The following is a 22,128-nucleotide window of genomic DNA, read 5'->3' on the forward strand; positions in this document are numbered from 1 at the left end:
GGGATTTCTTTATGCTGCTTTAAGCTTTTTAAAATCTGCTTTCTCGAATTTCTCCCTGGCGTAGTCCAGGTCGATCCGCAACTCGCTCGTACCATCGTCTGATGGAACGTCGAACATCGCATCGAGCATAATGGCTTCGCAGATAGACCGCAATCCCCTTGCGCCGAGCTTGTATTCCATCGCCTTGTCTACAATGAAGTTCAGCACATCATCTTCAAACACCAGGTCTACATTTTCGTAGGCGAACAACTTTACATATTGCCTTACAAGCGAATTTTTCGGCTCGGTCAGGATGTTGCGCAGCGCCTCGCGGTCGAGCGGATTCAGGTGCGACAGTACCGGAATACGGCCAATCAGCTCGGGAATCAGTCCGAAAGACTTCAGGTCCTGCGGCGTAATGTACTTGTACAAATTTTTCAGGTCCAGTTCCGCATCATCACGTTTCACTTTATACCCTACAGCCTGGGTACGCAGCCTGCCTGCAATTTTGCGTTCAATGCCGTCGAAAGCACCGCCGCAGATAAATAAGATGTTGTTGGTATTGACCGCAATCATCTTCTGGTCGGGGTGTTTGCGCCCACCCTGTGGAGGCACGTTAACCACGGTACCTTCCAGGATTTTCAGCAAAGCCTGCTGAACGCCTTCGCCAGATACGTCGCGTGTAATAGAGGGATTGTCGCTTTTGCGTGCAACTTTATCCACTTCGTCAATGTAAACAATACCGCGTTCTGCGGCAGCCACATCATAATCTGCTGCCTGCAGCAATCTGGTCAGGATGCTTTCCACATCTTCGCCTACATAACCGGCCTCTGTTAGCACCGTAGCATCACAGATGCAAAACGGCACATGTAAGATCTTGGCAATGGTCTTTGCAAGCAAAGTCTTACCCGTACCGGTCTCCCCGACCAGCATGATGTTCGATTTCTCGATCTCCACCTCGTCCTGGTCAACCTTTTGGTTCAGGCGTTTGTAATGGTTGTATACTGCAACAGCCAGCACCTTCTTTGCATCGTCCTGCCCGATCACGTACTGATCCAGGTGCCGCTTTATTTCCAGCGGTTTGAGCAAGGTCAGCGTTTGCTGGGCAGCTGCCGACTTTTTATTGCCCATCTCCTGCATAACCAGCTGATGGGCCTGTGATACGCATTTGTCGCAAATGTGTGCATCCAGCCCCTCAATCAGCATGAGTGTATCCTGTTTGCCGGAGCCGCAAAATGAGCAGCGAATGTCTTTTGAACTTTTGGCCATTATTTTTTTTCGTTTCGGCTCAGAACCTCGTCGACCATACCCATCGCTTTGGCTTCATCTGCCGTCATCCAGTAGTCGCGGTCTGAGGCTTTTTCAACCCATTCAAAGGTTTGCCCCGAGTGTTCTGAGATGATATCGTATAATTCTTTTTTCAATTTCAGCATTTCCCGCAGGTTGATCTCCATATCTGCAGCAACACCCTGCGCACCGCCCGATGGCTGGTGGATCATGACACGCGAGTGCGGCAAGGCAGCACGTTTACCTTTGGCTCCGGCTACCAGCAGTACTGCACCCATTGATGCGGCCATGCCGGTACAGATCGTAGCTACATCAGGTTGAATATACTGCATGGTATCATAAATCCCTAAACCTGCATATACAGACCCGCCCGGAGAGTTGATGTAGATCTGGATGTCCCGCTCTGCATCTGCCGATTGAAGAAATAACAACTGAGCCTGGATAATGTTGGCATTCTGATCATAAATCGCATCGCCCAGGAAAATGATGCGATCCATCATTAAACGAGAAAAAACGTCCATTTGCGCCACGTTGAGTTGACGTTCTTCGATGATGTAAGGAGTCATCGACTGCGGCGAGAGGTTGGCCTGTGCAATAAATTTATCTACGTGCAAACCACCTATTCCCTGGTGTTTCACGGCGAATTTTCTGAATTCTTTAGCGTCTATATTCATGTAATAATGATTTTGGCCCGGTCGTTTTTACCTGTTGCGGCTGCCTGCTCCCGGGGAATTGATACGTTTTTATAACTGCAGACTGTATAGTTAATTTACGTGCCAATTTATTTAAATATTCCAGATTATAAAATTTATTCAGCGGGGAACCAGCCGCCCGGCCCGTCGCCCGCCGCTGTAAAGCATTTCATAACCCGACATAAATACCAGAAAATGAAGATATTTCAAGCCCTGACCCTGGCAGCAGGTACAAAAAGAGCAGCGTAAATGCTGCTCCTTTTTTATATCGTCATCATGCCGGCAACTGACAAACGGTCAGCGTTCGGGGCCGGCACTGTCAAAGATTTACGCTTTGGTCAGTTCGGTGAACTTCTTGTAATCAATTTCCTGCTCATCGATCGTGGCTACAGATTTGATGTAATCAAAAGTCTTGATGGCTTTGACCTCTTCGAAAATGCGGTTGGCGTTTTCTTTGTCCTGCAGGAACTGAACGGTGTACTGAGCAAGCTGATCTTCAGGCATCGGGCTCGGGCTGTACATGCGAAACTGTGCATCAAGGCGTTCTTTAGCCGTTTTGAATACATCTTCGTATTTGATCTCGATGCTGTTGTCTTTCATGATCTTGTTCTCGATCAATGTCCAGCGGAGATTTTTAGCAAAATCAGCATATCCCTGCTCCAGTTCCTCGTCGCTTAGTTTCTCATTGGTAGCTTTCAGCCACCTTTTCAAAAATTCATCAGGAAGTTCGAGTGTATACTTTTGCAGCAATTTTTCGTAAATATCGTTAGACAACTGGCGGTCTGCGTCCTGTTTGAACATACCTTCCACCTCTTCAGTTATCTTAGCAACGAAACCAGCCTCATCTGTCACGGTGTCTTTGCCAAAAAGTTTGTCAAAAAACTCCTGGTTCAGATCCGCTTCTTCAAGTCTGTTTACGTTTTTTACGGTCAGCCTGAATTTAGACTGCAGTTCTTTTGCGTCTTCTTCGCTGATGTTCAGCACCTTTGCCAACTGCGCGTCATCAGCGAAGGCTTTTTTAAGATCAATTTCAACCTCGTCTCCTGCTTTCAGGCCGATCAATGATTTCAGGATCTCGCCGTCTTCGATCAGGTCAAGACGAACGGAAGCTGTATTGGTGATGCCGCCTTCGAAAACCGAACCGTCTGGTGAAAGTTGTGTCAGCTCTGACCAAAGTACGTCGCCACTCTCAGCAGCTTCAGGATTGGTCATTTTACCATAACTTTTGCGGATGTTCTTGATACGGGCATCGAGGGTTTCCTGGTCAGCCTTTACAACATAGCCTGTAAATTTATCGGCAGAAGTGATATCCACATCGAAAGAAGGCGCAAGACCCAGTTCGTAGTCGAACTCAAACTCGTCGTTACCATCCCAGTTAAATTCTTTGGTATCGTCCATTTTTGGAAGCGGCTGTCCGAGTATCTCGAGTTTCTGCTCGCCAATATAATTGTTCAGGGTGTCGTTCAGCAGGTTGTTGATCTCATCTACCAGGATGCTTTTGCCATACATTCTTTTGATGTGTGCGGGAGGAACCATTCCTTTACGGAAGCCCGGGAGATTGGCTTTTTTAGCCTGCTCTTTGATGGCTTTCTCGACCTTCTGGGTGTAATCTTCGGGTGTGATCTTGATTTTTACGACCGCACCAAGGTTGCCTTGCTTTTCCTGTGTGATATTCATTCTGTTGAAGTCTTTTTTGTTTTCCAGCCCCCCAAAACAAATTCGCGCCGAACTACAGCTTTTAAGGGGCTATTTTATGGGTTGCAAAAGTATGAAAAATTTCAGCCAAATGAAAGAATGGGCGGAATTTAGCGGCGGCCCCGTCAAGTCTGCTAGTCGAGCGGCAGGATCACTTCGAACCTGGAACCCCTCCCTTTGGTGGAACTGATTCTCAATTGGCCTTTCTGCTGTTCAATAAGGTGCTTGACGAGCGACAGCCCGAAACCGTAACCCTTCTCGCCTGCTGTTCCGGTACGGCTTTTTACGCCACCCTGGTTTATCTCTTGAATAACGGACTCGTCCATCCCTTCTCCTGTGTCTGTTACCAGGATTTTCAGCTTCTGGCTGCTTACATCTGTGAGCAGGTCAAAATCTACATGGATGCTGCCGCCCCGCGGCGTGAATTTAATGGCGTTCGAGATCAGGTTCCCTGAAATCTGCATCAGCTTCGGTTTTGGAAAAGGAATCGAGGCACGTTCAGGGTTTACCTCGATATGAAGAGCTATTTCTTTACCATGAGCCTGCGGTGCATATAAGCGCAGTAACTTTTCTTTCAGGACGAGCATATTAAAATATTGGTCGCCCGTTTTCAGCTTTGCCTGATCGTCTGAGAGGATCTCGTCAGCCAGATCGAGCAATGATTTGCTGCTTTTATGAATCATGGCAATAAAGTCGAGCACTTCGTCCAGTTTATTTGCCTGCCCCTGCTGGCTGATCACCTCAGAAAGCCCGATGATCCCGGCCAGCGGACCACGAATATCGTGCGCTACTTTTTTTCGGGTCTCATCAACTTTTTTGACCTGTTCTTTCAGGTCGCCAATGGCTTTATAAGACCTGAGCCGGTTCACGATCTCATCCGCAATAATGCGGAGCATGGCCACTTTTTCAGGATCGAGTTGCTGGCGCCGGCTGTCCATGACACACAACGCGCCGACTGCCCGGCCGGGTTCGACCTCGAGTGGCAGACCAAAATAGTACCGCAGCTCAAGCGGTCCTTTGACATAAAATTTATCCTTGAAGCGGTCATCATCAGACAGGTCAGGTACTTCAAAAGACCGTTCACCCATAATGGTATGCTGGCAAACGGACTCTTCGCGGGGCATCTGATCCACATCGAGGCCATGGCTGGCCACACTCCACTGGGTATATGAATCAATCAGGTTAATAAGTGATATTTCGGTTCCCGCTACGCGGGCAGCTAGTTCGGTTAGATCCTTGAAGTTATCCTTCAGCCCCGAATAATCGATGTCAAGTTCAGCCAGGCTCAGAACCCGTTCGTTTTCGTGCGCCGGAATCGGTTGGTTATCTTCCATAAGTTTCAAATAAGGCTTAAGCCAAAGCTAATATTTTTCGGACAATTCCAATCTGCCCGACAAATTTTTGCAGGGTCGATGTGTCAAAAAGCTGCAAGAAGCTACCCTGCAACCGCAGAACATGGGAGTCCGAAACAGCTTTTGCCTATCTTTGCCAAAATTCAATTCCATGGCTGCTCCATTACCATTCGCTGCATCTGCTGCAGGAAAAAAAACCTTTAAGATGCTGCTCATTGTTGCCTTGTCAATTCTGGGCCTATCTTTTTTTATCCCCCGCGCTGCCGTCTTCGATATCAATCTTGCTGACACGTATTATGTGCTATCAAAACGTACACTGTATTACGCCGCTGGCCTGTTCCTGGTGTTGTGCTACCTCGTTTACCAGCTCAACAGCCGTTCGCTGTTATCCAAATGGCTGGTCTTCCTGCATCTGTTTCTCACCCTGGTACCTATTATTTATCTACTTGGCCGCATTGGCGGGTTTAACAGCGAAAGTCCGTTTATAACGCCGCCGGCAGAGATGAAAATCTTTGAGAAATTGATTGCAGCCTTTGTTCTCGGGCAATTGCTGCTGATCGGCAACCTGATATTCGGCCTGATTAAATTAACGAAGGCTCAAAAACACAGCGAAGCGGTTTAGGGCATCCTGTCGTTAAATATTGTTTCTGCGAAAGACCGGTCAGCCATAAACCAGACCCCGGGCGCCCGGTACTGAGCAGTCTCCGGTACCAGACCGGGCCATCCTGAATATGTCTATAAAAAATTTAATTCAGTAAAATAAAGGCATGAGGCCGCTTGCAGATGCATGCCCTCGAGATCCTCTTACCGGCTGCAGGGAAATTCGCTTCCTCTCTATGATCTGGTTACACAATGCAACTTTTTATTGCTGCGCGTCAGGGTGCCACCGTGAGAGGGACAGGCCGCCAATCCAGTTCAGAAGCACAGCGAATAATCAGGCGATTCTGAATATAACCTCCAGCATAAGGGCCAGGTGTTGCCGCCTGTTCATGAAAGCATAATTTTGATGTGGAGAACGGCAGGTTTTATAAACCGGCGCTCTTCTGGCTTCGGGCGCAATGGGCTCCGGAGCAAAAAAAATCCCGGCCGTCGGGCCAGGATTTCAAAACAAGTGCGGAAGAAGGGACTCGAACCCCCACGCCGTGAAGCGCCAGATCCTAAGTCTGGTGCGGCTACCAATTACGCCACTTCCGCAGTTAGGATTGTTTCAGACTGCAAAGATAAGGGTTCAACGCGTTTTTCAAAAAAAATAATGCATTTGGCACGTTCTTCAAAGATTTTCAGCACTTTATTTTTGGAAGAGCGATGCTTCAGGTGCCCTGAACCAGCTTTTGCCATTCAAAAAAATATTGTACAGCCTTCACCATCCTGCTTCCATACCAGCTGAACATTTCTCCATCGACCAGCAGAATCCGGGCATTTGGAAGAATGGCCTGCAGTTCTGCCGCATGTTCTGAGCGGAAGGGAAATGGTTCTGACGACAGCAGCACCAGGCCGGGATCAAGTTTCTTTAAATCTGCCTCGGCCAGCGCGGGGTAACGTTCCTCCTGTACTACATTCTGTAATCCGTTCTGGCGCATGATCGAATCTATGTATGTAGACTGGCCTGCCGCCATCCATGGGTTTCGCCAGATCAGGTACATGGTTTTGTGCGCAATCTGCCTGTTCAGCGCCAGCGAACCGAGGTCGTTGAATCCGGCCGTGATCAGGTGCTTCAGGTATGCGGCTTCGGGCTCACGGTCTACCATGGCCCCGATTTCTGTCAGCGCCTGCAAGCTGTCTTCGATTGTCACAATATCGCTCACCCAAACCGGAAAACGGGCCGAGAGGGCCTCGATGTCTGCGCGGGTATTTTCCTCTTTGCTGGCAATGATCAGATCGGGCCCGATCGCTTCAATGATATCGAGTTTAAGCTTTTTCGTACCACCAACCTTTGGCCGGCCGGCAAATTTGCCGATCGGGTGAATGCAGAATTTGGTCACCCCGGCTACCTCCTTATCCAGGCCAAGGTCAAAAAGCAATTCGGTCAGCGAAGGAACGACCGAAACGATCTTTTGCGGCCTGAAAGGTACGGTAACCGTTCGCCCGAGCTGATCGGTGTAAGTTCTTGTTGCCATGGCATGCAAAGCTACGAAATCTGCATGCACCAACCAGCAGCAAACCGTTCCGGCCTTGTCGACACCGCGCCCGCTCCCTCTTACAGCTGTCCTGCCACCGGAGTGTCCGTTCGTACAACGCCGTCTTCTATGGTCAGTATCCGGTTGCCATACTGGGCATTTTTTTCCGAATGCGTAACCTGCACAATTGTAATTCCTTCTTCCCGGTTCAGTTTACGAAACAGGCTCATGATCTCGGCGGCCTGGGCTGACTGTAAATTACCTGTGGGTTCGTCTGCCAGGATTAACGAAGGTTCAGCAACAAGCGCCCTGGCTATACCGACCAGCTGCTGCTGGCCGCCGCTTAGCTGGCTTGGAAACAGGTCCTTTTTCGCCACCATGTTGAAGCGGTCAAGCAGATCAGCTACGCGGCTTTTGCGCTCAGAAGCAACGATCTTTTTATAGATAAGCGGCGCCTCGATATTTTCCTGCACTGTCATCTCGTCGATGAGGTGATACGCCTGGAAAACAAACCCGATGTGGTTGCGATACAACTCAATGCGTTTGCGTTCATTCATGGAAGTGATGTCCTCGCCCATAAAATGATATGTGCCATAGGTCGGTTCTTCGAGCATACCGAGAATATTGAGCAGTGTGGACTTACCAGCGCCGGAAGGCCCCATAACCGAGACAAACTCGCCGCTGGCGATGGAGGCCGAGACATGCCGCAACACATAATGCTTTATGCCCTTGGCAGGATGGTATTTTTCTATATTATTCAGTTCGATCATAACAAGTGGATTGAATTATTCATATTTCAGGGCCTTAACGGGGTCTGCCTGGGCGGCGCGACCCGCCTGGATGCTCACAGTAAGCAGGCACACGAGCACAGACAACACTGTTGCTGCTGCGAAGGGAAACAGCGGCACATCGATCCGGTAAGCGTAACCACTCAGCCACCTGGCCATAAGCAGGTAGGCAACGGGCCAGGCAACCAGGTTAGCGGCGATGATCAGGACCACAAATGAGCGGTTCAGCATGGATACGATCTGCAGGTCTGTTGCCCCAAGCACCTTCCGGACGGCGATCTCCCTGGTTCTGCGCCGCGCTGTAAATGTAGACAGCGCGAAGAGGCCGAGCAAGGAGAGCACGACTGAAAGTACACTAAATACGGCTGTGAGGTTCTTTAGGCGGATATCGGCTTGCATGACCTGCTCAAAAGCATCGGCAACCGGAAAGTACCGGACCGGAAAATCGGGGTACATGCGCTTCCATTCGGCCGCAACCCGAGCCAATACAGCTTGCTGATTCCCTGCAGCAATGCGCAGCAGCAAGTTATTGGTGCTCGAGGTCCCCCCGAGTGCAGTTACTTTGTAAACCGTGGGCAGCACGGGCTTATCAAACCCATCGTAATGGTAATCTGCAATGACGCCGATGATCCTGAAGGTGTTTTTTTCCTTCTCGCTCAACACATCGTAAGCCTGGCCAACAGGATTAGGGCCAATCAGCTTCGCTGCCTGTTCATTGATCACCACCGAATTGATCGTGTCCTGTTTAAAGTTCGGTGAAAAGAGCCGTCCCGACACGGCGCGAACCTTTAGCGCCGACAACGCATCCATGCTGACCGTAACGGTGCTCAGATTGATTTTCCTGCCTTTATAGGTAATCTCTTCGGGCACGTTGAAGGTGTTACCTAAGACCTGCGTTGTGGTCGAAACCGATTCGACACCGGGAATGCGCCGCAGCCGTTCTGCGAAATCTTCTGAATAATTTGTTCTCAGATTGATCAGGTGAGCTTTTTCAAATCCCAGGTTTCGATGCGTCATGAAATTCATCTGCATCTGCATGACCCCCATTGCTATAATGAAACTGACGGAAATTACAAACTGAAAAATAACCAGCGCGTTGCGCAGCCGCAGTCCTTTCAACCCATGTTCGTAGCTGCCTTTAAGCACCCGCACTGGGTCATAGTTGGCCAGCACGAGCGCAGGATAAAGTCCGGCGAGTAAACTGACCAGTACAAAGGCCAGCAGCAACTGCAAACAGAGGCTTGCGATATCCGGATGGTGCCAGAACGTCAGCGACACGCCAAAATGTGCATTAAATGCCGGCAACAGCAGTTCGACCAGCGCAATGCACACAAACAAGGCAAGAAAAGCCTGGAGACCGGCTTCCAGCAGAAATTGTAACACAAGCTGTCTGCGGTACACACCCAGCACCTTCTTTACCCCCACCTCCTTGGCGCGTTGTACAGACTGCGCCGTTGCCAGGTTAACAAAATTGATAACCGATATCAGGAAAAGGAAAACGGAGATGACGAGCAGAGGCTTCAATTTTTCGAGCCAATTTTCGCCGAAAGGCGGATTGGCGTGCACTTGTTTCAACGGCAGCAGTTTCATGCCGGCATAGTTGCCTTTTGCCCGGTAGGCTTTCCAGGAAATCTTACGTGCAGCGAACAACCATTTCCTGTGTTCCAGGTACACCCTGCTAACCGTTTTTGCCAGGGCTGAGGTGTCTGCAGCTGGTCGTGTTCGTACGTATACGGCGCAGTACGTTGAAGCGGCAGGCCGGTCGGGATCTTTATCGCGGTTACCCGTGCGCAGAATTCCAGACATGGCCAGGCTTTGCGGGCCTTTGGGTTCTTTGATAACACCAGTAACGGTGAGCGCCTGCCCCGGGTCGGTGCGCCACCTGAACAGGCGAACCGTTTTGCCCAGCACGCGGTCGGTTCCAAACAGCCGCAAGGCTGTCGCCTGCTTCAGGACAACCGTTCCGGGCTTTTTCAGGGCGCTTACCGGATCGCCCCAGACAAAGACATAGGGAAAGACCCTAAAAAAATTTTCATCAGCATCAAGAAGCCCCTTCACCAGCTGCGGCTCGCCCCGCTCAGGCCGGACCGAGCTGGCCTCGTTATCCCAGTTGTTATCTACCCGGGTAGCATAGGTAATGGAGGGCACTTTGGAGCCAAGCAGCGCGGCTGCCCGACTGTCTACGAAATCCTGCCAGCGTTCCTGGTTATCGGGCGAAGAAAAATCATGGCGTTCGCGTACCTGGTAAACATTTTCCAGGCCCGGCGACCATTCATCGTAACTGCGTTCATGGTTCATGTACAACAGGAGCAGGATAAATGCCGTAAGCCCAAGCGACAGCCCGGCTATATTAATGGCAGCATAAGCCTTATTTTTGAGCAGGTTGCGAACTGCGATGCGAAAGTTGAGTCTGAACATGGTCATTCATTTAAATGCGGCCTGGTTAGGCCGGTTATTCATATTTTAAAGCGTCTATGGCATTGGTTTTTGCCGCCCGGTATGAACGGAGCGTTACGGTAGCCAGCGTAACAGTTATGGATACCAGCATGGCCAGTGCAAAGGGCCAGACCGTCAGTTCAATCCGGTAATTAAATTGGGACAACCAGCGGGTCACAAAGAGATAGGCCAGCGGCCAGGCGACCAGGTTTGCGCAGCAAACCATGACGATGAAAGAGCGGTTCAACAATTGAACGAGTTCGGCTGTGGAGGCGCCCAGTACCTTCCTGATGGCCAGTTCTCGCGTGCGCTGGGTCGCTACGTAAGATATGAGCCCGAACAGGCCGATGAACGATATAAACATGATCACACCGGCAAATACTTTGAAAAGCGTCCCTGTTACCCGTTCGCTTTCATAGTAGTTTGCAATCTGTTCGTCCATAAAAGAGGAGCTGTAAACGTACTCTGGCAATACTTCATTCCAGGTTTTTTCAACTTGCGGCATCGCCTGCATGATGGCTTTACCTTCCATCTTCACGGCCAGCAGTTCGTAAGAGGCCGCACGGCTGCAAAGCAAAAGCGGCGAAATCGTTTCGCGAAGCGTCATGTTGTTAAAATCCCTTACAACCCCTACAATGGGAGCCTTCACACCCTGACAGACAATGTACTTTCCCAGGGCATCGGCGGGCTCACGAACGTTCAGTTTTTTCAGCAGTGTCTCGTTCACAACATATTCGGCTGTGATATCTCTGCGTGCAAGGAAGCGGCCGGCGGCCAGCTTCAGGCCGAATGCCCGCTGGTAATGCTCGTCTGCGAATTTCACGTTGATCTGGAACGTTTCGTCGCGGGTACTGTTGTAGCTAAAACTGCTCTGGTTGTTGTTCATAGACGATGGTGGTGCATCACAGAGGCTCACCTCTGTAACTCCAGGTATTTTTGTGATCCGGTCGCGCAGGTTGGCGAACCGCGGCCGTGACAAACTGTCGTTCGGGACGCTGACGAGTGCTACGGCCTGCGTGTCGAAACCCAGCGGCTGGTTCCTGACGTAGCGCATCTGCTCCAGGATGACGATGGTACCGATAATCAGCACAATAGTAATGGCGAACTGAACAACGACCAGCACCCGCCGCAGGCCCATTCCACCCGAAGCAGCCTGGCTGATTTTGTTTTTGATGGCCAGCGCCGGACTGAAACCGGAGATGACCAGGGCCGGGTAAAATCCCGCCAGGAAGCTGACCAGGAGAACCAGGCCGACCATAAAAACAAAGATCACCGGATGGCTGAACAGGCTGAATGAAAGGTTTTCCCTGAACAGGGAATTCAGGCCCGGCAGTGCCATTTCGGCCAGCACGCAGGCGAGCAGCAGGGATAAAACCGATATGGCCAGGGTCTCTGTCAGGAATTGCACAATGAGTTCTTTTCTGCGGCTCCCCATCACTTTACGAATGCCTACCTCTTTTGAGCGGCCTACCGCCTGGGCCGTGGCCATATTAACAAAATTAATACATGCGGTGAGGATCAGGAAAATTCCAATCACCGCCAGGCCATACAGCTCGTTGCGTGGCATGATCTGTCCAGCCAGGTTTCCATAATCGGCATTGTAATGCAAATCAGCCAGGGGCTGCAGCAAATGACCTTCTTTTCCCGGGGCTGTACCATCGTAATATTTTTTTAAAAACCGGCTTATCGGGGCTTGCAGCGAAGCAGGGTGAACGCCAGGCTTAAGCAGCACATAACATTCTGACGCCGACGTCACCGAGCCCCAGCTTTGCATGTTTGGGTCTCTATAGGTTTTATACGATACAACGATGTTCAGGGGAAAGGATGAGTTTGGCTGCATATTGGCCAGCACACCGGCTACCCGTAAGGGCTGTCCCTGATTCATGATGACAGACTGGCCGATAGCCTGTTCGGCGCTACCAAAAAAAGTCCGGGCGACGGTGTCAGTCAGCACGACGGTATTGGGTGTATTGAGTACCGACGGATTGCCTTTGAGCCAATTGAAGTTGAAAATTTCAAACAATTCAGGTTCCGCAAAAAAAATAGCGCGATTCACCTTGAGCTTCTCGCTGCCATCCGGCAGGTTCACTTTCAGGATCGCACTGCTGTGCTGAACGGCTGCCACTTTTTCGAATTCTTTGATGTCCTCGCGCATGGCCGGGGGCAGCGGCCGCGGCGTTCCCTTTGAACGGAAAATCCCTTCAGGATATTCCCATGTCGATACAACGCGAAAAATGCGTGATGCATTCGCAAAATTATTGTCAAAACTTGTCTGGTACCGGATAAACAGGAAAATGAGCAGGCAGCAGGCCATTCCGACCGAGAGGCCCAGGATATTGATCGCAGTATAACCTTTATTTCTCCAAAGGTTTCGCAAGGCTATTTTCAGGTTCAATTTAAACATATAATTTTTACAATGAGGATCATTCGTGTAGTTATAAAACGGCTATTCATATTTCAGGGCATCGACGGGGTTGGCCCGCGCGGCCTGTACCGCCTGCAGGCCGATGGTAACCAGGGCGAGCGCCAAAGTAAGCAGCGTTGCCACGGCGATGGTCCAGAATGATACGGATGTATGAAATTCAAATCCCTGCAGCCAGGTGTTCATCAGCGCGCAAGAAAGCGGAACGGCAATGACCAGCGCCACGGCAATAAGCTTCAGAAAAGCGGCCGACAAGAGCTGCATGATGTTTAGCAGGGTTGCACCGAGCACCCTTCTTACGCCAAACTCCCGGGTGCGCTGCTCCGCACTGAAACTGACCAGGCCATAAAGGCCCAGGCAGGATATCAAAATGGCCAGGCCGCCGAAGATCCTGGAAAGCAGGCCAAGCAACCGCTCACTTTCTAATTTTCCGGCATATACCTGGTTCATGAAACTGAGCTCGACAGGGTAAGCCGGATTCATTTCGCGGGCGATCTTGGAAATGGCCGCGATATTGTCTTCCAGGCTGTGCGCGGTGTTTAAACGCATGGTCATGCTGCCGCCGCGCAGTGGTTCCATCTGTACGACCATCGGGTTATTTGTTTTGGCAGGTTCATCCCATACATAATCAGCAAACACCCCGATAACCGTGCGGCGCTCACCCATGACCTGGATCACTTTTCCCAGCGGATCTTTCAGTCCCATGATTTTCGCTGCGCGTGCACTCAGCAATACACCACCGGAGTCTGTGGGTAAAGCCGGCGAAAAGTCCCTGCCGGCCAGCATTTTTATGCCATTGGTTTTAATAAAGTCATAACCTGTACCTACTTTATTAAACATTACCCGGTTTACCGCTGCTTGCATACCTGGCCAGCGAATGTCTGTAAAATTCGAACTGTGATGCGCCAGTTTAACTGAAGACTGGTACATCGCGCTTACTGCGCCCGAGGCAAGCAGCCGCTTTTTGAACAGTTCGAACCGGGTTTTCAGGTTGCCTTCAAGCGGCATTTCTACAAGCGCCTGCACCTCTACTCCCAGCGGCCTGTTTTTGATGTAACTGATCTGCTTGTAGATGACGAGGGTTGCAACAATCAGGGAGACAGCAAAACAGAATTGCACCACGACCAGCACCTGACGCATGGAAAAGGGCAGGAACCGGCGCAGGGGGGCATTTCGTTTCAGGCTTCCGATCACGTTGAAGGAAGACAGGTAAAAGGCCGGATAACTTCCAGCGAGGATACCTGTAAAAAGCACGATGGCCAACAGCGCCAACCAGGTTGTGCCATTAAAATAACCCACATTCAACTGCACGCGAAGCAAGCTGTTGAAAGCAGGAATCAGCAATTCGGCCAGTGCAACAGCCAGCGCTACGCTGATCAGGCAAAGCACCATTGACTCGGTTAGGAACTGGAATACCAGCGATCGCCGGTCGGCACCAAGCGTTTTCTTTACCCCTACTTCCCTGGCCCTGCGTCCCGCCCGGGCAGTAGCAAGGTTCATGAAATTGATACAAGCCAGCAGCAGGATACCCAGTGCCAGCGCAGTAAAAAGCCTGACCTGTTCAATATCGCCGCCTACACTCCTGCCCTGCTCGAACTTGCCGTATAAATGCAGGCGCTGCAGCGGAAAGATAAAATGCGGCTGCTCGCTGTCGCTTCCCGAAGACTTAAGCAGCGTGACCAGGCTTTTATTTACAGTTTCAGGGGCAATTCCAGGCTTCAGCTTTAAAAGGGTTATGAAGCTGTAATTAGTCCAGTTCAGTTCCTTTGCGGAAGGATCGACAGTCTCATAGAATAACCAGGGCATCAGGTAATCGAACCGGTTGGAACTGTTCAGCGGAAGATCTTCTATAACCGCAGTCACTTTAAGGTCATACTGGTCCTGATAACGCAGCCGGGAACCGGTCACATCCAGCCTGCCGAAGAGCGTTTTGGCCATAGAGGCGGTCAGTACAACCGAGTGCGGATCGGCCAGGGCGGTTGTCGAGTCGCCGCTCAGGAACCGGTACCCGTACATTTGGAAAATTTCTGGTTCAGCAAAACGCGCTTCCTTTTTAAAGGCATGCTCGCCACTGGCAATCAGACGTATGCTTCCATAACTTAACCTGCAAACGGCTTCAAGTGCAGGCAGCGACTGCCGTAACATTGGCGCCAGGGCCGTCGTTGTGCCATCAAATGTGGCCGTAATTCCGCCTTTACCATCCGGAACATTGGTCATGACGCCATAAACACGGGTAGTTCTCGCGTCATGGCGATCAAAATTACGTTCATAAGTAACGTACAGGAGCAACATGAGGCAGGCAGTGAGGCCGATGGTCAGACCGGTAATGTTGATCAGCGCAGCAGGTTTGTTGCGCAACAGGCTGCGCAGCGCAATGCGAATATTTAGTTTGAACATGTGTTATCGGTTTTAAAAGTCATTATTTCAGTGCTTCGCTATTCATATTTAAGTGTCCCTGCCGGACTTGCCTTCATTGCCCTCCATGCCTGTGCGCTGACTGTAATAAGCGTAAGAAATACGGTTAGCATGCAGGCAGCGAGAAAAGGAAACAGGGGAATGCTGATCCGGTAGGCAAAACCGCCAAGCCATGCCTGCATAAACAGATAGGCAAGCGGCCAGGCCAGCAGGTTGGCAAGCAGCACGAGTTTGAGGAATCCGGCATTGAATAACTGCAGCAGCTGAAAACTGCCCGCGCCCAAGACTTTGCGTACAGCAATCTCTTTGTTTCTGCTTCCGATCAGGTAGCGGGCGTAGGCGAAAAGGCCCATCATGGCGATCAGTACGGTAAGGACGGCCGCCGCCGTAAAAACCTGCTGCAATTGCTCCTCTTTGTGAAAGAGCCGACCGTAAATTTCGTCCAGGAACCGGTACCTGAAGAATTCGCCATCGCCCTTATTAATTTCCGGCCAGCGCTTCCTGAGCGCGGCAATTGCCGACAACATTTCGCTGGCTTCAACCTTGATAAGGATGCGGACCTTCGGGTTTGCACAGGTGTTCTTCATGGTATAAATTGTTGGCTCAACTGCCTGCGCGAAACCCTGTGCCTTTGCATCTTTTGCAACGCCAACAATGCGGTAGGTCTTGTCGCATCCCCGGATCAGCTTTCCGACAGGGTCGGTCAGTCCGAAGCGCGCAACCGCGCGCTCATTCAGTATGGCGGCATCGGCCGTGTCGGTCTTAAAGGCCGGCGAGAATGATCGGCCCGAGACGATCGGAATGGAAAGGGTTTCGAAGTAATCGAAATCAACATTGACGAACCCCGTCATGATTTCTTTGCCAGAGATGGTATACCTGGCCGTACCCGTTTTAGAACCGTCAGGTATATCGGTTGCCACCGTGGCATTGCGAACCCCCGGAATACCGAGCAGCTGCGCGCGCGCCGGTTCAAATTTTTTCGGATCGCTGTAAATCCGCATGTTCGTAACCGCAAGCACCTGTTCTGCCCGGAAACCTTTGTCTTCGGTACGCATGTAGCGGAGCTGTGCCGATACAATAAGTAAGCTCGCGATAAACACGGCTGCTGCAGTAAACTGAAAAACAAGCAGGCCTTTTCTGAGCCAGGTTGTTTCGGCCGATGTCTGAAAATTCCCTTTCAGCACGGCTGCCGGCCTGAAACCCGACAAAACCACGGCCGGGTAGGCCCCTGCTGCCAGAGAGATAAAAATGATGATCAGCGGAAACTTCCACAAAAGGCCGTTCTCGAAAGGCCGGATGGTCAGCGGCACCTGGAATACAGAATTAAACCTGGGTATGAGCAGCTCGGCCATGACGAGACCAAGAGCGGCCGCAAGCAGGCACTGGAGAAAGATCTCTGCAATAAACTGCTGTGCAAGCCTGCGGCGGGCAGCGCCCATGACCTTCCTGATGCCTACCTCGCGTGCCCGGCCGGCGGCCTGTGCAATGCTCAGGTTCGTAAAATTGATGCAGGCAATAACCAGGATCAGCATGCCCAACGCAAGAAGTGCGACGACGGTCTTATAGGGAGCATCGCTGCCATATGCCGGCTTCAGGTGCAGGTTGTTCAGGGGATCAAGGATAATGGCCGCCGTTTTAACTTCGGAGCTCCCGGCATCTGCCCCTGCACCGATAAGCGCCGACCGGTACAGTTTCGTGATCTCCGCTTCCAGGACACTTTTATTGGTTCCCGGCTTTACGCGAACATAGGTAAAGTAGTTATTGCTGTCGAAACCTTCGCCCGAGCCAAGTTGTTTCTGAACAGACAATGCATCATATTGAAGAACTGAGTGTGGGTTTGCATGGGCCGCTCCCGCTACCGGCGCGGTAAACCCTGCCGACTTGCTGCCCAGCACGACGAGTTCGGGTGCGTTGTCCCTTTTTTTGGGAAAAAGCAGTTGGAAGGCGGCGTCGCTCAGGTAGAACTGCCCCGTTTGGTCATTTTCAGGTTCTTTCAGACCGCCCTGCGGCTTCAGATCAAAAAGCCTGGCCCCTTCGTAATCGATCAGCGTGTAATCTGTTGTGAAATAAGTTCGGTCTTCTTTCGTCACGGCGAAATCAAAGCCGCCTTTTTTAACCGTACCTGTCGCTTCTATATCTGGCAGGGAACGCTTAAGCAACTGACCCAGCGCTGCTGGTGTGTAAGGCGTTTTTGAATCAGGCAAGCTCCGGCAAACCTGGAAAACACGCTCCCGGCCAGGAACTGAAGCGTCGTACGAGGTTTCATAACCGACATACAAGGTGATCAGCAGGAAAGCAGCCAGTGCAACCGAGAGCCCGCCGATGTTGATAGCGGTGACCAGTTTATGCTTCCAAAGGTTTCGCAAGGCGATTTTCAGGTTGAGCCGGAACATATTCTATTTTTTAATCGTGATAACAGGTTAAATCGCTTATGACGGGAGCACCGCAGCGACTTTTCTGCGCTTTGGCTCGTCTTTCGGTTATTCATGCTTCAATACCGCTGCGGGGTTTGAGCGCGCAATTTTCCAGGTCTGCAGGCTCACCGCCAGGAGCGCCACCACCAGCGATATCAGGACAGCCGCTGCAAACGGCCATACGCCAGGCGCGGCCCGGTAGTCAAACCGCTCCAGCCAGCGGCTCGCAATAACCCAGGCCAGCGGGCAGGCCAGCAAATTGGCTACGAGCACAAGCGAGATAAAATCCTTGTTAAGCAGCACCAAAATGCTGAACACATCAGCGCCAAGCACTTTCCGGATACTGACCTCCTTACTTCGCTGTTCGGCCATGTACAAGGCAAGTCCAAGCAGGCCAAGGCAGGAAATAAAGATGGCGAAACCGCCAAAGACATTCGCAAGCACACCCAGCCTACGTTCGTTTTCGAGTTTGCCCGCGAGCGATTCGCTGATAAAGGTTGTTTCTGCAGGGTAGCCGGGATTAAATTTCTGGAACAGTTCCTGTACAGCTTCTAACGATGCCTGCATACCCATGGCGGGATTCAGCCTGATCAGCAGCGTATTGGTTTTTCTTCGTCCCGAGTCTGACTTGAAAAAAAGTGTGGGCGACACGCGGTAAGCCGATGATTCGTAAGAAAAGTTTTTCCAGATGCCAAGCACGGTATACGCCTGGCCGCCAAACCAGATCTGTTTGCCGATGCCTTCTTTGCCAAGCCGCATGGCCGAGGCTGCGCTTTCATTCAGAACGACCCCGCTGCTGTCGCTCCGCAGGGCCGCATCGAAGCCACGGCCGGCAGCGGTTGTTAACCCAAGCGTTTGAGCCAGCTCGCGATCTGTCGTGCGTATGTTCATGACAATCCGCTCATTTGCCTGCTTTCCGGGCCAGCTCACGTCATCACTGTTATTCCCGTTATTGGTCAGTGAGGTAGACAAGCCCGAGATGGCCATGACTGCTCCCGAGCGCAATAAAGCCGACTTCAACAATTCATTTGCCGATTCGTTTTCGAGTCTGCCGGTTCGCCGCATTTCGAGCAGGTTCTGGTCATTGAAGCCAAGCGGTTTGTTCTTTAGATAGGCGATCTGACGGTAAATGACAATGGCGCCCACGATCATACAGACCGAACAGCCGAACTGCAAAATGACCAGGAGTTTCCTAAATGAAAAATTTGGTCTGCCGCCCTTTACTCCCTTTAATGCACGCATGGGCGAGAACGAGGAAAGGTAAAGCGCGGGATAGCTGCCGGCAAGTGCACCGGTAAGAAGGGCAAGCAGCAAAAGCAACAACCAGATTTCATGGCTGCCGTAGTCAATGTGCATGCTGATCTGAAGCAGGTTATTGAAAAAGGGAAGACACAATTCAACAAGCACAAAGGCAACTACCAGGGCAATCACCGTCAACACAAGCGATTCATTCAGAAACTGAAGCGCCAGGCCGGTGCGGTCTGAACCCAGGGTTTTGCGGATACCGACTTCCTGCGCCCGTTTTTCAGAGCGGGCGGTTGACAAATTCATGTAGTTGATGCAGGCAATCAGGAGCACGCAAACGGCCAGCAGGAAAAAGATCCTGACCTGGTCTACAGTGCCGCCCGTGGCTTTGCCGTTTTCAAACCGGTTGTACAGGTGCGTTTTTGCAAAGGGAAAAAGAAACGCTTCAGTATCCAGATCGGCCTGGTTCTTACGGATAAGTTGCCGCATGGCCCGGTCAGCCATGCCGAAGTCAGCTTCTGCTTTGAGCAGTACGACCGCGTTCGAGAAACCACTGCCCCAGTTCTGGTATTTTCGGGTTGGTTCATCCTGCTGCAGGAAGGTCCAGTTCATCATGACATCGAACTGGTAAGTTTGATTCGGCGCAGGGTCTGCAATCACAGCGCCTACCTTAAGCACCCTCCGGTTATCCCAGGTAACCGCGCGGCCAATGGCATCGCTTTCACCGAACATTTTCCGGGCTGCCCGGGCTGTCATGACGACCGCGTTCGGGTCCAGCAGTGCTCCCGCATGCCCCTCCAGAAATGTATAATCAAATATTTTGAAGAAATCGGGGTCAGCAAATAACGCCGACATGTTCAGCGCCTGCCTGCGGTAACTGAGCAGCCTGTAGGCAGAAGTAGTGCGGCTGGCCGCTTCGATACCCGGCACCTGCTCGAGGGCAGTGGGGACCAAAAGGTTGGGTAACGCGTAGGATACCGGTCCGTAAGTTGCCGTATCGCCATTGTTTGTGTAGTTCTTACAAACACCGTAAATGCGGTCTATCTTACCGAACTGCCGGTCAAAATTCCATTCATACCCCACGTACAGGAGCAACATGAGGCAGGAAGCCAGCCCAATCGTTAATCCGGACATGTTAATAAGTGTAAAACCTTTGTGTTTCCAAAGATTTCTCAGTGCGATTTTAAAATTCAGTTTAAACATGTCGTTTACCGGTGTGCCTGCGGTCCGGGCGCTTTCCTTTCGGAAGCGGCCCGCATACAGGATCATTAACTAAAAACTACCTTGCTCAGATCAGCTCTGCCGAGCGTGACTTATTAATTTTTTCAGAGATCACATGACCATCTTTCAGGTTCACGATGCGGTTTGAAAAGCTGGCGTCGTGCGCCGAGTGGGTAACCATAACGATCGTGGTACCCTGTTCATTCAGCTCACAGAGCAGCTCCATTACTTCATTGCCATGGGCACTGTCCAGGTTGCCCGTCGGTTCATCTGCCAGTACGAGTTTCGGCCTGTTCACCAATGCCCGGGCAACGGCCACCCGCTGCTGCTGCCCGCCTGAAAGCTGCTGCGGAAAATGTTTGTTGCGGTTTACAATGTTCATGCGCTCAATGATCTCATTGACCAGCTTCTTGCGCTCGCTCGCATTTACTTTGTTGTAAATGAGCGGCAGTTCGATATTTTCAAAGACGGTCAGTTCATCGATCAGATTGAAGTTCTGGAACACGAATCCCATGTTCTTTTTCCTGAAGGCCGACCGGTCCCGGTCACGCAGGGTAAGCAGTTCAGTGTCGAGGAAACGGTAACTGCCGCTCTCGGGCTTGTCTAGCAATCCCATGACGTTAAGCAGGGTCGATTTGCCGCAGCCCGAAGGGCCCATGATCGATACGAATTCCCCTTCGGCTACATGCATGTTGATGCCATTCAGGGCCGTGGTTTCAATTTCTTCGGTCTTGTATACTTTCTGAAGGTTTTCTATGGTAATCATTGCTGGTATGGTATCGTGTTTGCGATTTATTGATCTATTTCAATGACGTCGTACTGTGTAAACTGGTCATATGAAGAAGTAATGACCTGCTCCCCGTTCTGCAGCCCGTCAAGCACCTCGTAATACAGGTAATTTTTTCTGCCAATTCGGATGTTGCGTTTCTGTGCGCTGCCGTTGCTGACAACAAACACCCAGGAGCCGCCGGTGCTCTGAAAGAACTGGCCCTGTGCAAGCAGCAGCGACTTGCTGTTGTCTGAAAGCGTCAGTTTGATCTGGAGTGAAAGTCCGCGCCTGAGCCCGTTGGGTGCGCCGCTTCCAAACACCAGTTCGACCTGGAACTGGCCTGAAGTAACTTCCGGAATGACCTTACTAACGGTCATCCGGTAGGTTTTGCCGTTAAATTCGCACTGGGCAGACTGGCCCTCCCTGACCCGGTTGATGTAATATTCGTCTACACCGGCCTGCAGTTTGTAACCCTGCATCACGTCGATCTTGCCAATCATTTCATTGCTGCCGTATGATTTGCCTACGACCGGATCGTAAGAAGATAGTTTGCCCGAGACCGGCGCCTTGATCGTCATATTCTCTATGTTCTTGCGGATGATCTCCAGGCTCTCGTTCATGCGGTTAACCGATTGGTCGATCTGCGCGAGTTGCAATTTACGGCTCTGGTTTTCCTGGTCTATTGCCTGGCGCAGGATTTTTTTCTTACCCTGGTAATAAGCATAGTCCTGCGATGATTTGGCAAACTCCATCTGGGTGATCACCTTTTTCGCAAAAAGCTGGCTGTCTATCCGGTATTGCCTGGTGGCCGTACGCAGGCTATTTTCTATGTCCAGCATGTCCTGGTTCAGCACACGCTGGTTCTGCTCCAGATCGAGCCGCAGTTTTCGGAGCTGGTTGATCTGTTCGGTGATTCCCGTTTCATTCGACGTGTAACCCAGCATGGCGTTGGGGTTCGCAATTTTCAGCAGCGGGGTTCCCTTTTGCACCGTTGCGCCGTTCTCGGTAAAGATCTGTTCAACCACGCCGCCCTCAGACGAGCTGACAATAACCGATGTAAGCGGAACAACACTTGCGTTCAGCAAGACAACATCTTCGAAATCGCCATAGGCCACCTTGCTGATGGTCAGCTTGTCGGCATCGGCACGGTAAGTCCTGGTCAGCGAGAGGCTGTAGCCGTAAGCCACCATGCCCAGGAAGATAACTGCCCCTGCTGCGATGATGATCGTTTTCCTGCCAAATCTTTTTTTCTCAATGATTTTATCCATTGTAGTTGCTGGTTGCCTAGCCCTTTGC

Annotated in this window: 14 protein-coding genes and 1 tRNA gene; 1 reads left to right on the forward strand and 14 read right to left on the reverse strand. The window is 51.2% G+C overall.

Annotated elements, in window-relative coordinates; all coding sequences use genetic code 11:
* Positions 1-9 precede the first annotated feature (9 nt).
* From clpX to C7T94_RS13345, 4 genes are all read right to left on the reverse strand, one after another.
* Positions 10-1,248 carry an ATP-dependent Clp protease ATP-binding subunit ClpX gene (clpX, locus tag C7T94_RS13330; RefSeq protein ID WP_107215787.1) on the reverse strand — a complete coding sequence of 413 codons (1,239 nt, stop codon included), beginning with the start codon at positions 1,246-1,248 and terminating at the stop codon, positions 10-12.
* The gene (clpP, locus tag C7T94_RS13335) at positions 1,248-1,940 is read right to left on the reverse strand and encodes an ATP-dependent Clp endopeptidase proteolytic subunit ClpP (protein WP_107215788.1); all 693 of its coding nucleotides are present in this window, start codon (positions 1,938-1,940) and stop codon (positions 1,248-1,250) included. Before clpP ends, clpX begins: the two co-directional genes overlap by 1 nt.
* A gap of 345 nt (positions 1,941-2,285) precedes the next feature.
* Positions 2,286-3,635 carry a trigger factor gene (gene tig / locus C7T94_RS13340; RefSeq protein ID WP_107215789.1) on the reverse strand — a complete coding sequence of 450 codons (1,350 nt, stop codon included), beginning with the start codon at positions 3,633-3,635 and terminating at the stop codon, positions 2,286-2,288.
* A 152-nt stretch (positions 3,636-3,787) separates the two neighbouring features.
* Positions 3,788-4,987 carry a GAF domain-containing sensor histidine kinase gene (locus C7T94_RS13345; protein ID WP_107215790.1) on the reverse strand — a complete coding sequence of 400 codons (1,200 nt, stop codon included), beginning with the start codon at positions 4,985-4,987 and terminating at the stop codon, positions 3,788-3,790.
* 169 nt (positions 4,988-5,156) lie between these two features.
* Between C7T94_RS13345 and C7T94_RS13350 the strand changes: the two genes are divergently transcribed.
* Entirely contained in the window at positions 5,157-5,627 is a 471-nt protein-coding gene (locus C7T94_RS13350; protein WP_107215791.1) for a hypothetical protein, read from the forward strand.
* Between the two features lie 490 nt (positions 5,628-6,117).
* Here C7T94_RS13350 and C7T94_RS13355 read toward each other — a convergent pair.
* The 10 genes from C7T94_RS13355 to C7T94_RS13400 all read right to left on the reverse strand — a co-directional run bounded on the left by C7T94_RS13355 (position 6,118) and on the right by C7T94_RS13400 (position 22,100).
* A tRNA-Leu gene (locus C7T94_RS13355) sits at positions 6,118-6,199 on the reverse strand.
* 116 nt (positions 6,200-6,315) lie between these two features.
* Positions 6,316-7,122, reverse strand: coding sequence for a helical backbone metal receptor (locus tag C7T94_RS13360; RefSeq protein ID WP_107216121.1), 807 nt, complete (start codon positions 7,120-7,122; stop codon positions 6,316-6,318).
* A gap of 80 nt (positions 7,123-7,202) precedes the next feature.
* The gene (locus C7T94_RS13365; protein ID WP_107215792.1) at positions 7,203-7,892 is read right to left on the reverse strand and encodes an ABC transporter ATP-binding protein; all 690 of its coding nucleotides are present in this window, start codon (positions 7,890-7,892) and stop codon (positions 7,203-7,205) included.
* Between the two features lie 15 nt (positions 7,893-7,907).
* Positions 7,908-10,328: an ABC transporter permease gene (locus tag C7T94_RS13370; protein ID WP_162618679.1), complete on the reverse strand. Its 2,421-nt coding sequence runs from the start codon at positions 10,326-10,328 to the stop codon at positions 7,908-7,910.
* 34 nt (positions 10,329-10,362) lie between these two features.
* Positions 10,363-12,750 carry an ABC transporter permease gene (locus tag C7T94_RS13375; RefSeq protein ID WP_107215794.1) on the reverse strand — a complete coding sequence of 796 codons (2,388 nt, stop codon included), beginning with the start codon at positions 12,748-12,750 and terminating at the stop codon, positions 10,363-10,365.
* Positions 12,751-12,792: 42 nt separating this feature from the next.
* Entirely contained in the window at positions 12,793-15,165 is a 2,373-nt protein-coding gene (locus C7T94_RS13380) for an ABC transporter permease (RefSeq protein WP_107215795.1), read from the reverse strand.
* 38 nt (positions 15,166-15,203) lie between these two features.
* Entirely contained in the window at positions 15,204-17,576 is a 2,373-nt protein-coding gene (locus C7T94_RS13385; RefSeq protein WP_107215796.1) for an FtsX-like permease family protein, read from the reverse strand.
* An 87-nt stretch (positions 17,577-17,663) separates the two neighbouring features.
* Positions 17,664-19,976, reverse strand: coding sequence for an ABC transporter permease (locus tag C7T94_RS13390; protein WP_162618680.1), 2,313 nt, complete (start codon positions 19,974-19,976; stop codon positions 17,664-17,666).
* A gap of 154 nt (positions 19,977-20,130) precedes the next feature.
* Complete coding sequence (locus tag C7T94_RS13395; RefSeq protein WP_107215798.1) at positions 20,131-20,829, reverse strand: ABC transporter ATP-binding protein; 699 nt, start codon at positions 20,827-20,829, stop codon at positions 20,131-20,133.
* Between the two features lie 26 nt (positions 20,830-20,855).
* Positions 20,856-22,100: an efflux RND transporter periplasmic adaptor subunit gene (locus C7T94_RS13400; RefSeq protein ID WP_107215799.1), complete on the reverse strand. Its 1,245-nt coding sequence runs from the start codon at positions 22,098-22,100 to the stop codon at positions 20,856-20,858.
* Positions 22,101-22,128 lie beyond the last annotated feature (28 nt).

The sequence above is a fragment of the Pedobacter yulinensis genome (assembly GCF_003029735.1).
In the GTDB taxonomy this organism is placed as follows: Bacteria; Bacteroidota; Bacteroidia; order Sphingobacteriales; family Sphingobacteriaceae; genus Pedobacter; species Pedobacter yulinensis.

Coding starts and splice junctions, on each gene's coding strand:
- clpX (WP_107215787.1), bottom strand. CDS start 1,248: ATGGCCAAAAGTTCAAAAGACATTCGCTGCTCATTTTGCGGCTCCGGC.
- clpP (WP_107215788.1), bottom strand. CDS start 1,940: ATGAATATAGACGCTAAAGAATTCAGAAAATTCGCCGTGAAACACCAG.
- tig (WP_107215789.1), bottom strand. CDS start 3,635: ATGAATATCACACAGGAAAAGCAAGGCAACCTTGGTGCGGTCGTAAAA.
- C7T94_RS13345 (WP_107215790.1), bottom strand. CDS start 4,987: ATGGAAGATAACCAACCGATTCCGGCGCACGAAAACGAACGGGTTCTG.
- C7T94_RS13350 (WP_107215791.1), top strand. CDS start 5,157: ATGGCTGCTCCATTACCATTCGCTGCATCTGCTGCAGGAAAAAAAACC.
- C7T94_RS13360 (WP_107216121.1), bottom strand. CDS start 7,122: ATGGCAACAAGAACTTACACCGATCAGCTCGGGCGAACGGTTACCGTA.
- C7T94_RS13365 (WP_107215792.1), bottom strand. CDS start 7,892: ATGATCGAACTGAATAATATAGAAAAATACCATCCTGCCAAGGGCATA.
- C7T94_RS13370 (WP_162618679.1), bottom strand. CDS start 10,328: ATGTTCAGACTCAACTTTCGCATCGCAGTTCGCAACCTGCTCAAAAAT.
- C7T94_RS13375 (WP_107215794.1), bottom strand. CDS start 12,750: ATGTTTAAATTGAACCTGAAAATAGCCTTGCGAAACCTTTGGAGAAAT.
- C7T94_RS13380 (WP_107215795.1), bottom strand. CDS start 15,165: ATGTTCAAACTAAATATTCGCATTGCGCTGCGCAGCCTGTTGCGCAAC.
- C7T94_RS13385 (WP_107215796.1), bottom strand. CDS start 17,576: ATGTTCCGGCTCAACCTGAAAATCGCCTTGCGAAACCTTTGGAAGCAT.
- C7T94_RS13390 (WP_162618680.1), bottom strand. CDS start 19,976: ATGTCCGGATTAACGATTGGGCTGGCTTCCTGCCTCATGTTGCTCCTG.
- C7T94_RS13395 (WP_107215798.1), bottom strand. CDS start 20,829: ATGATTACCATAGAAAACCTTCAGAAAGTATACAAGACCGAAGAAATT.
- C7T94_RS13400 (WP_107215799.1), bottom strand. CDS start 22,100: ATGGATAAAATCATTGAGAAAAAAAGATTTGGCAGGAAAACGATCATC.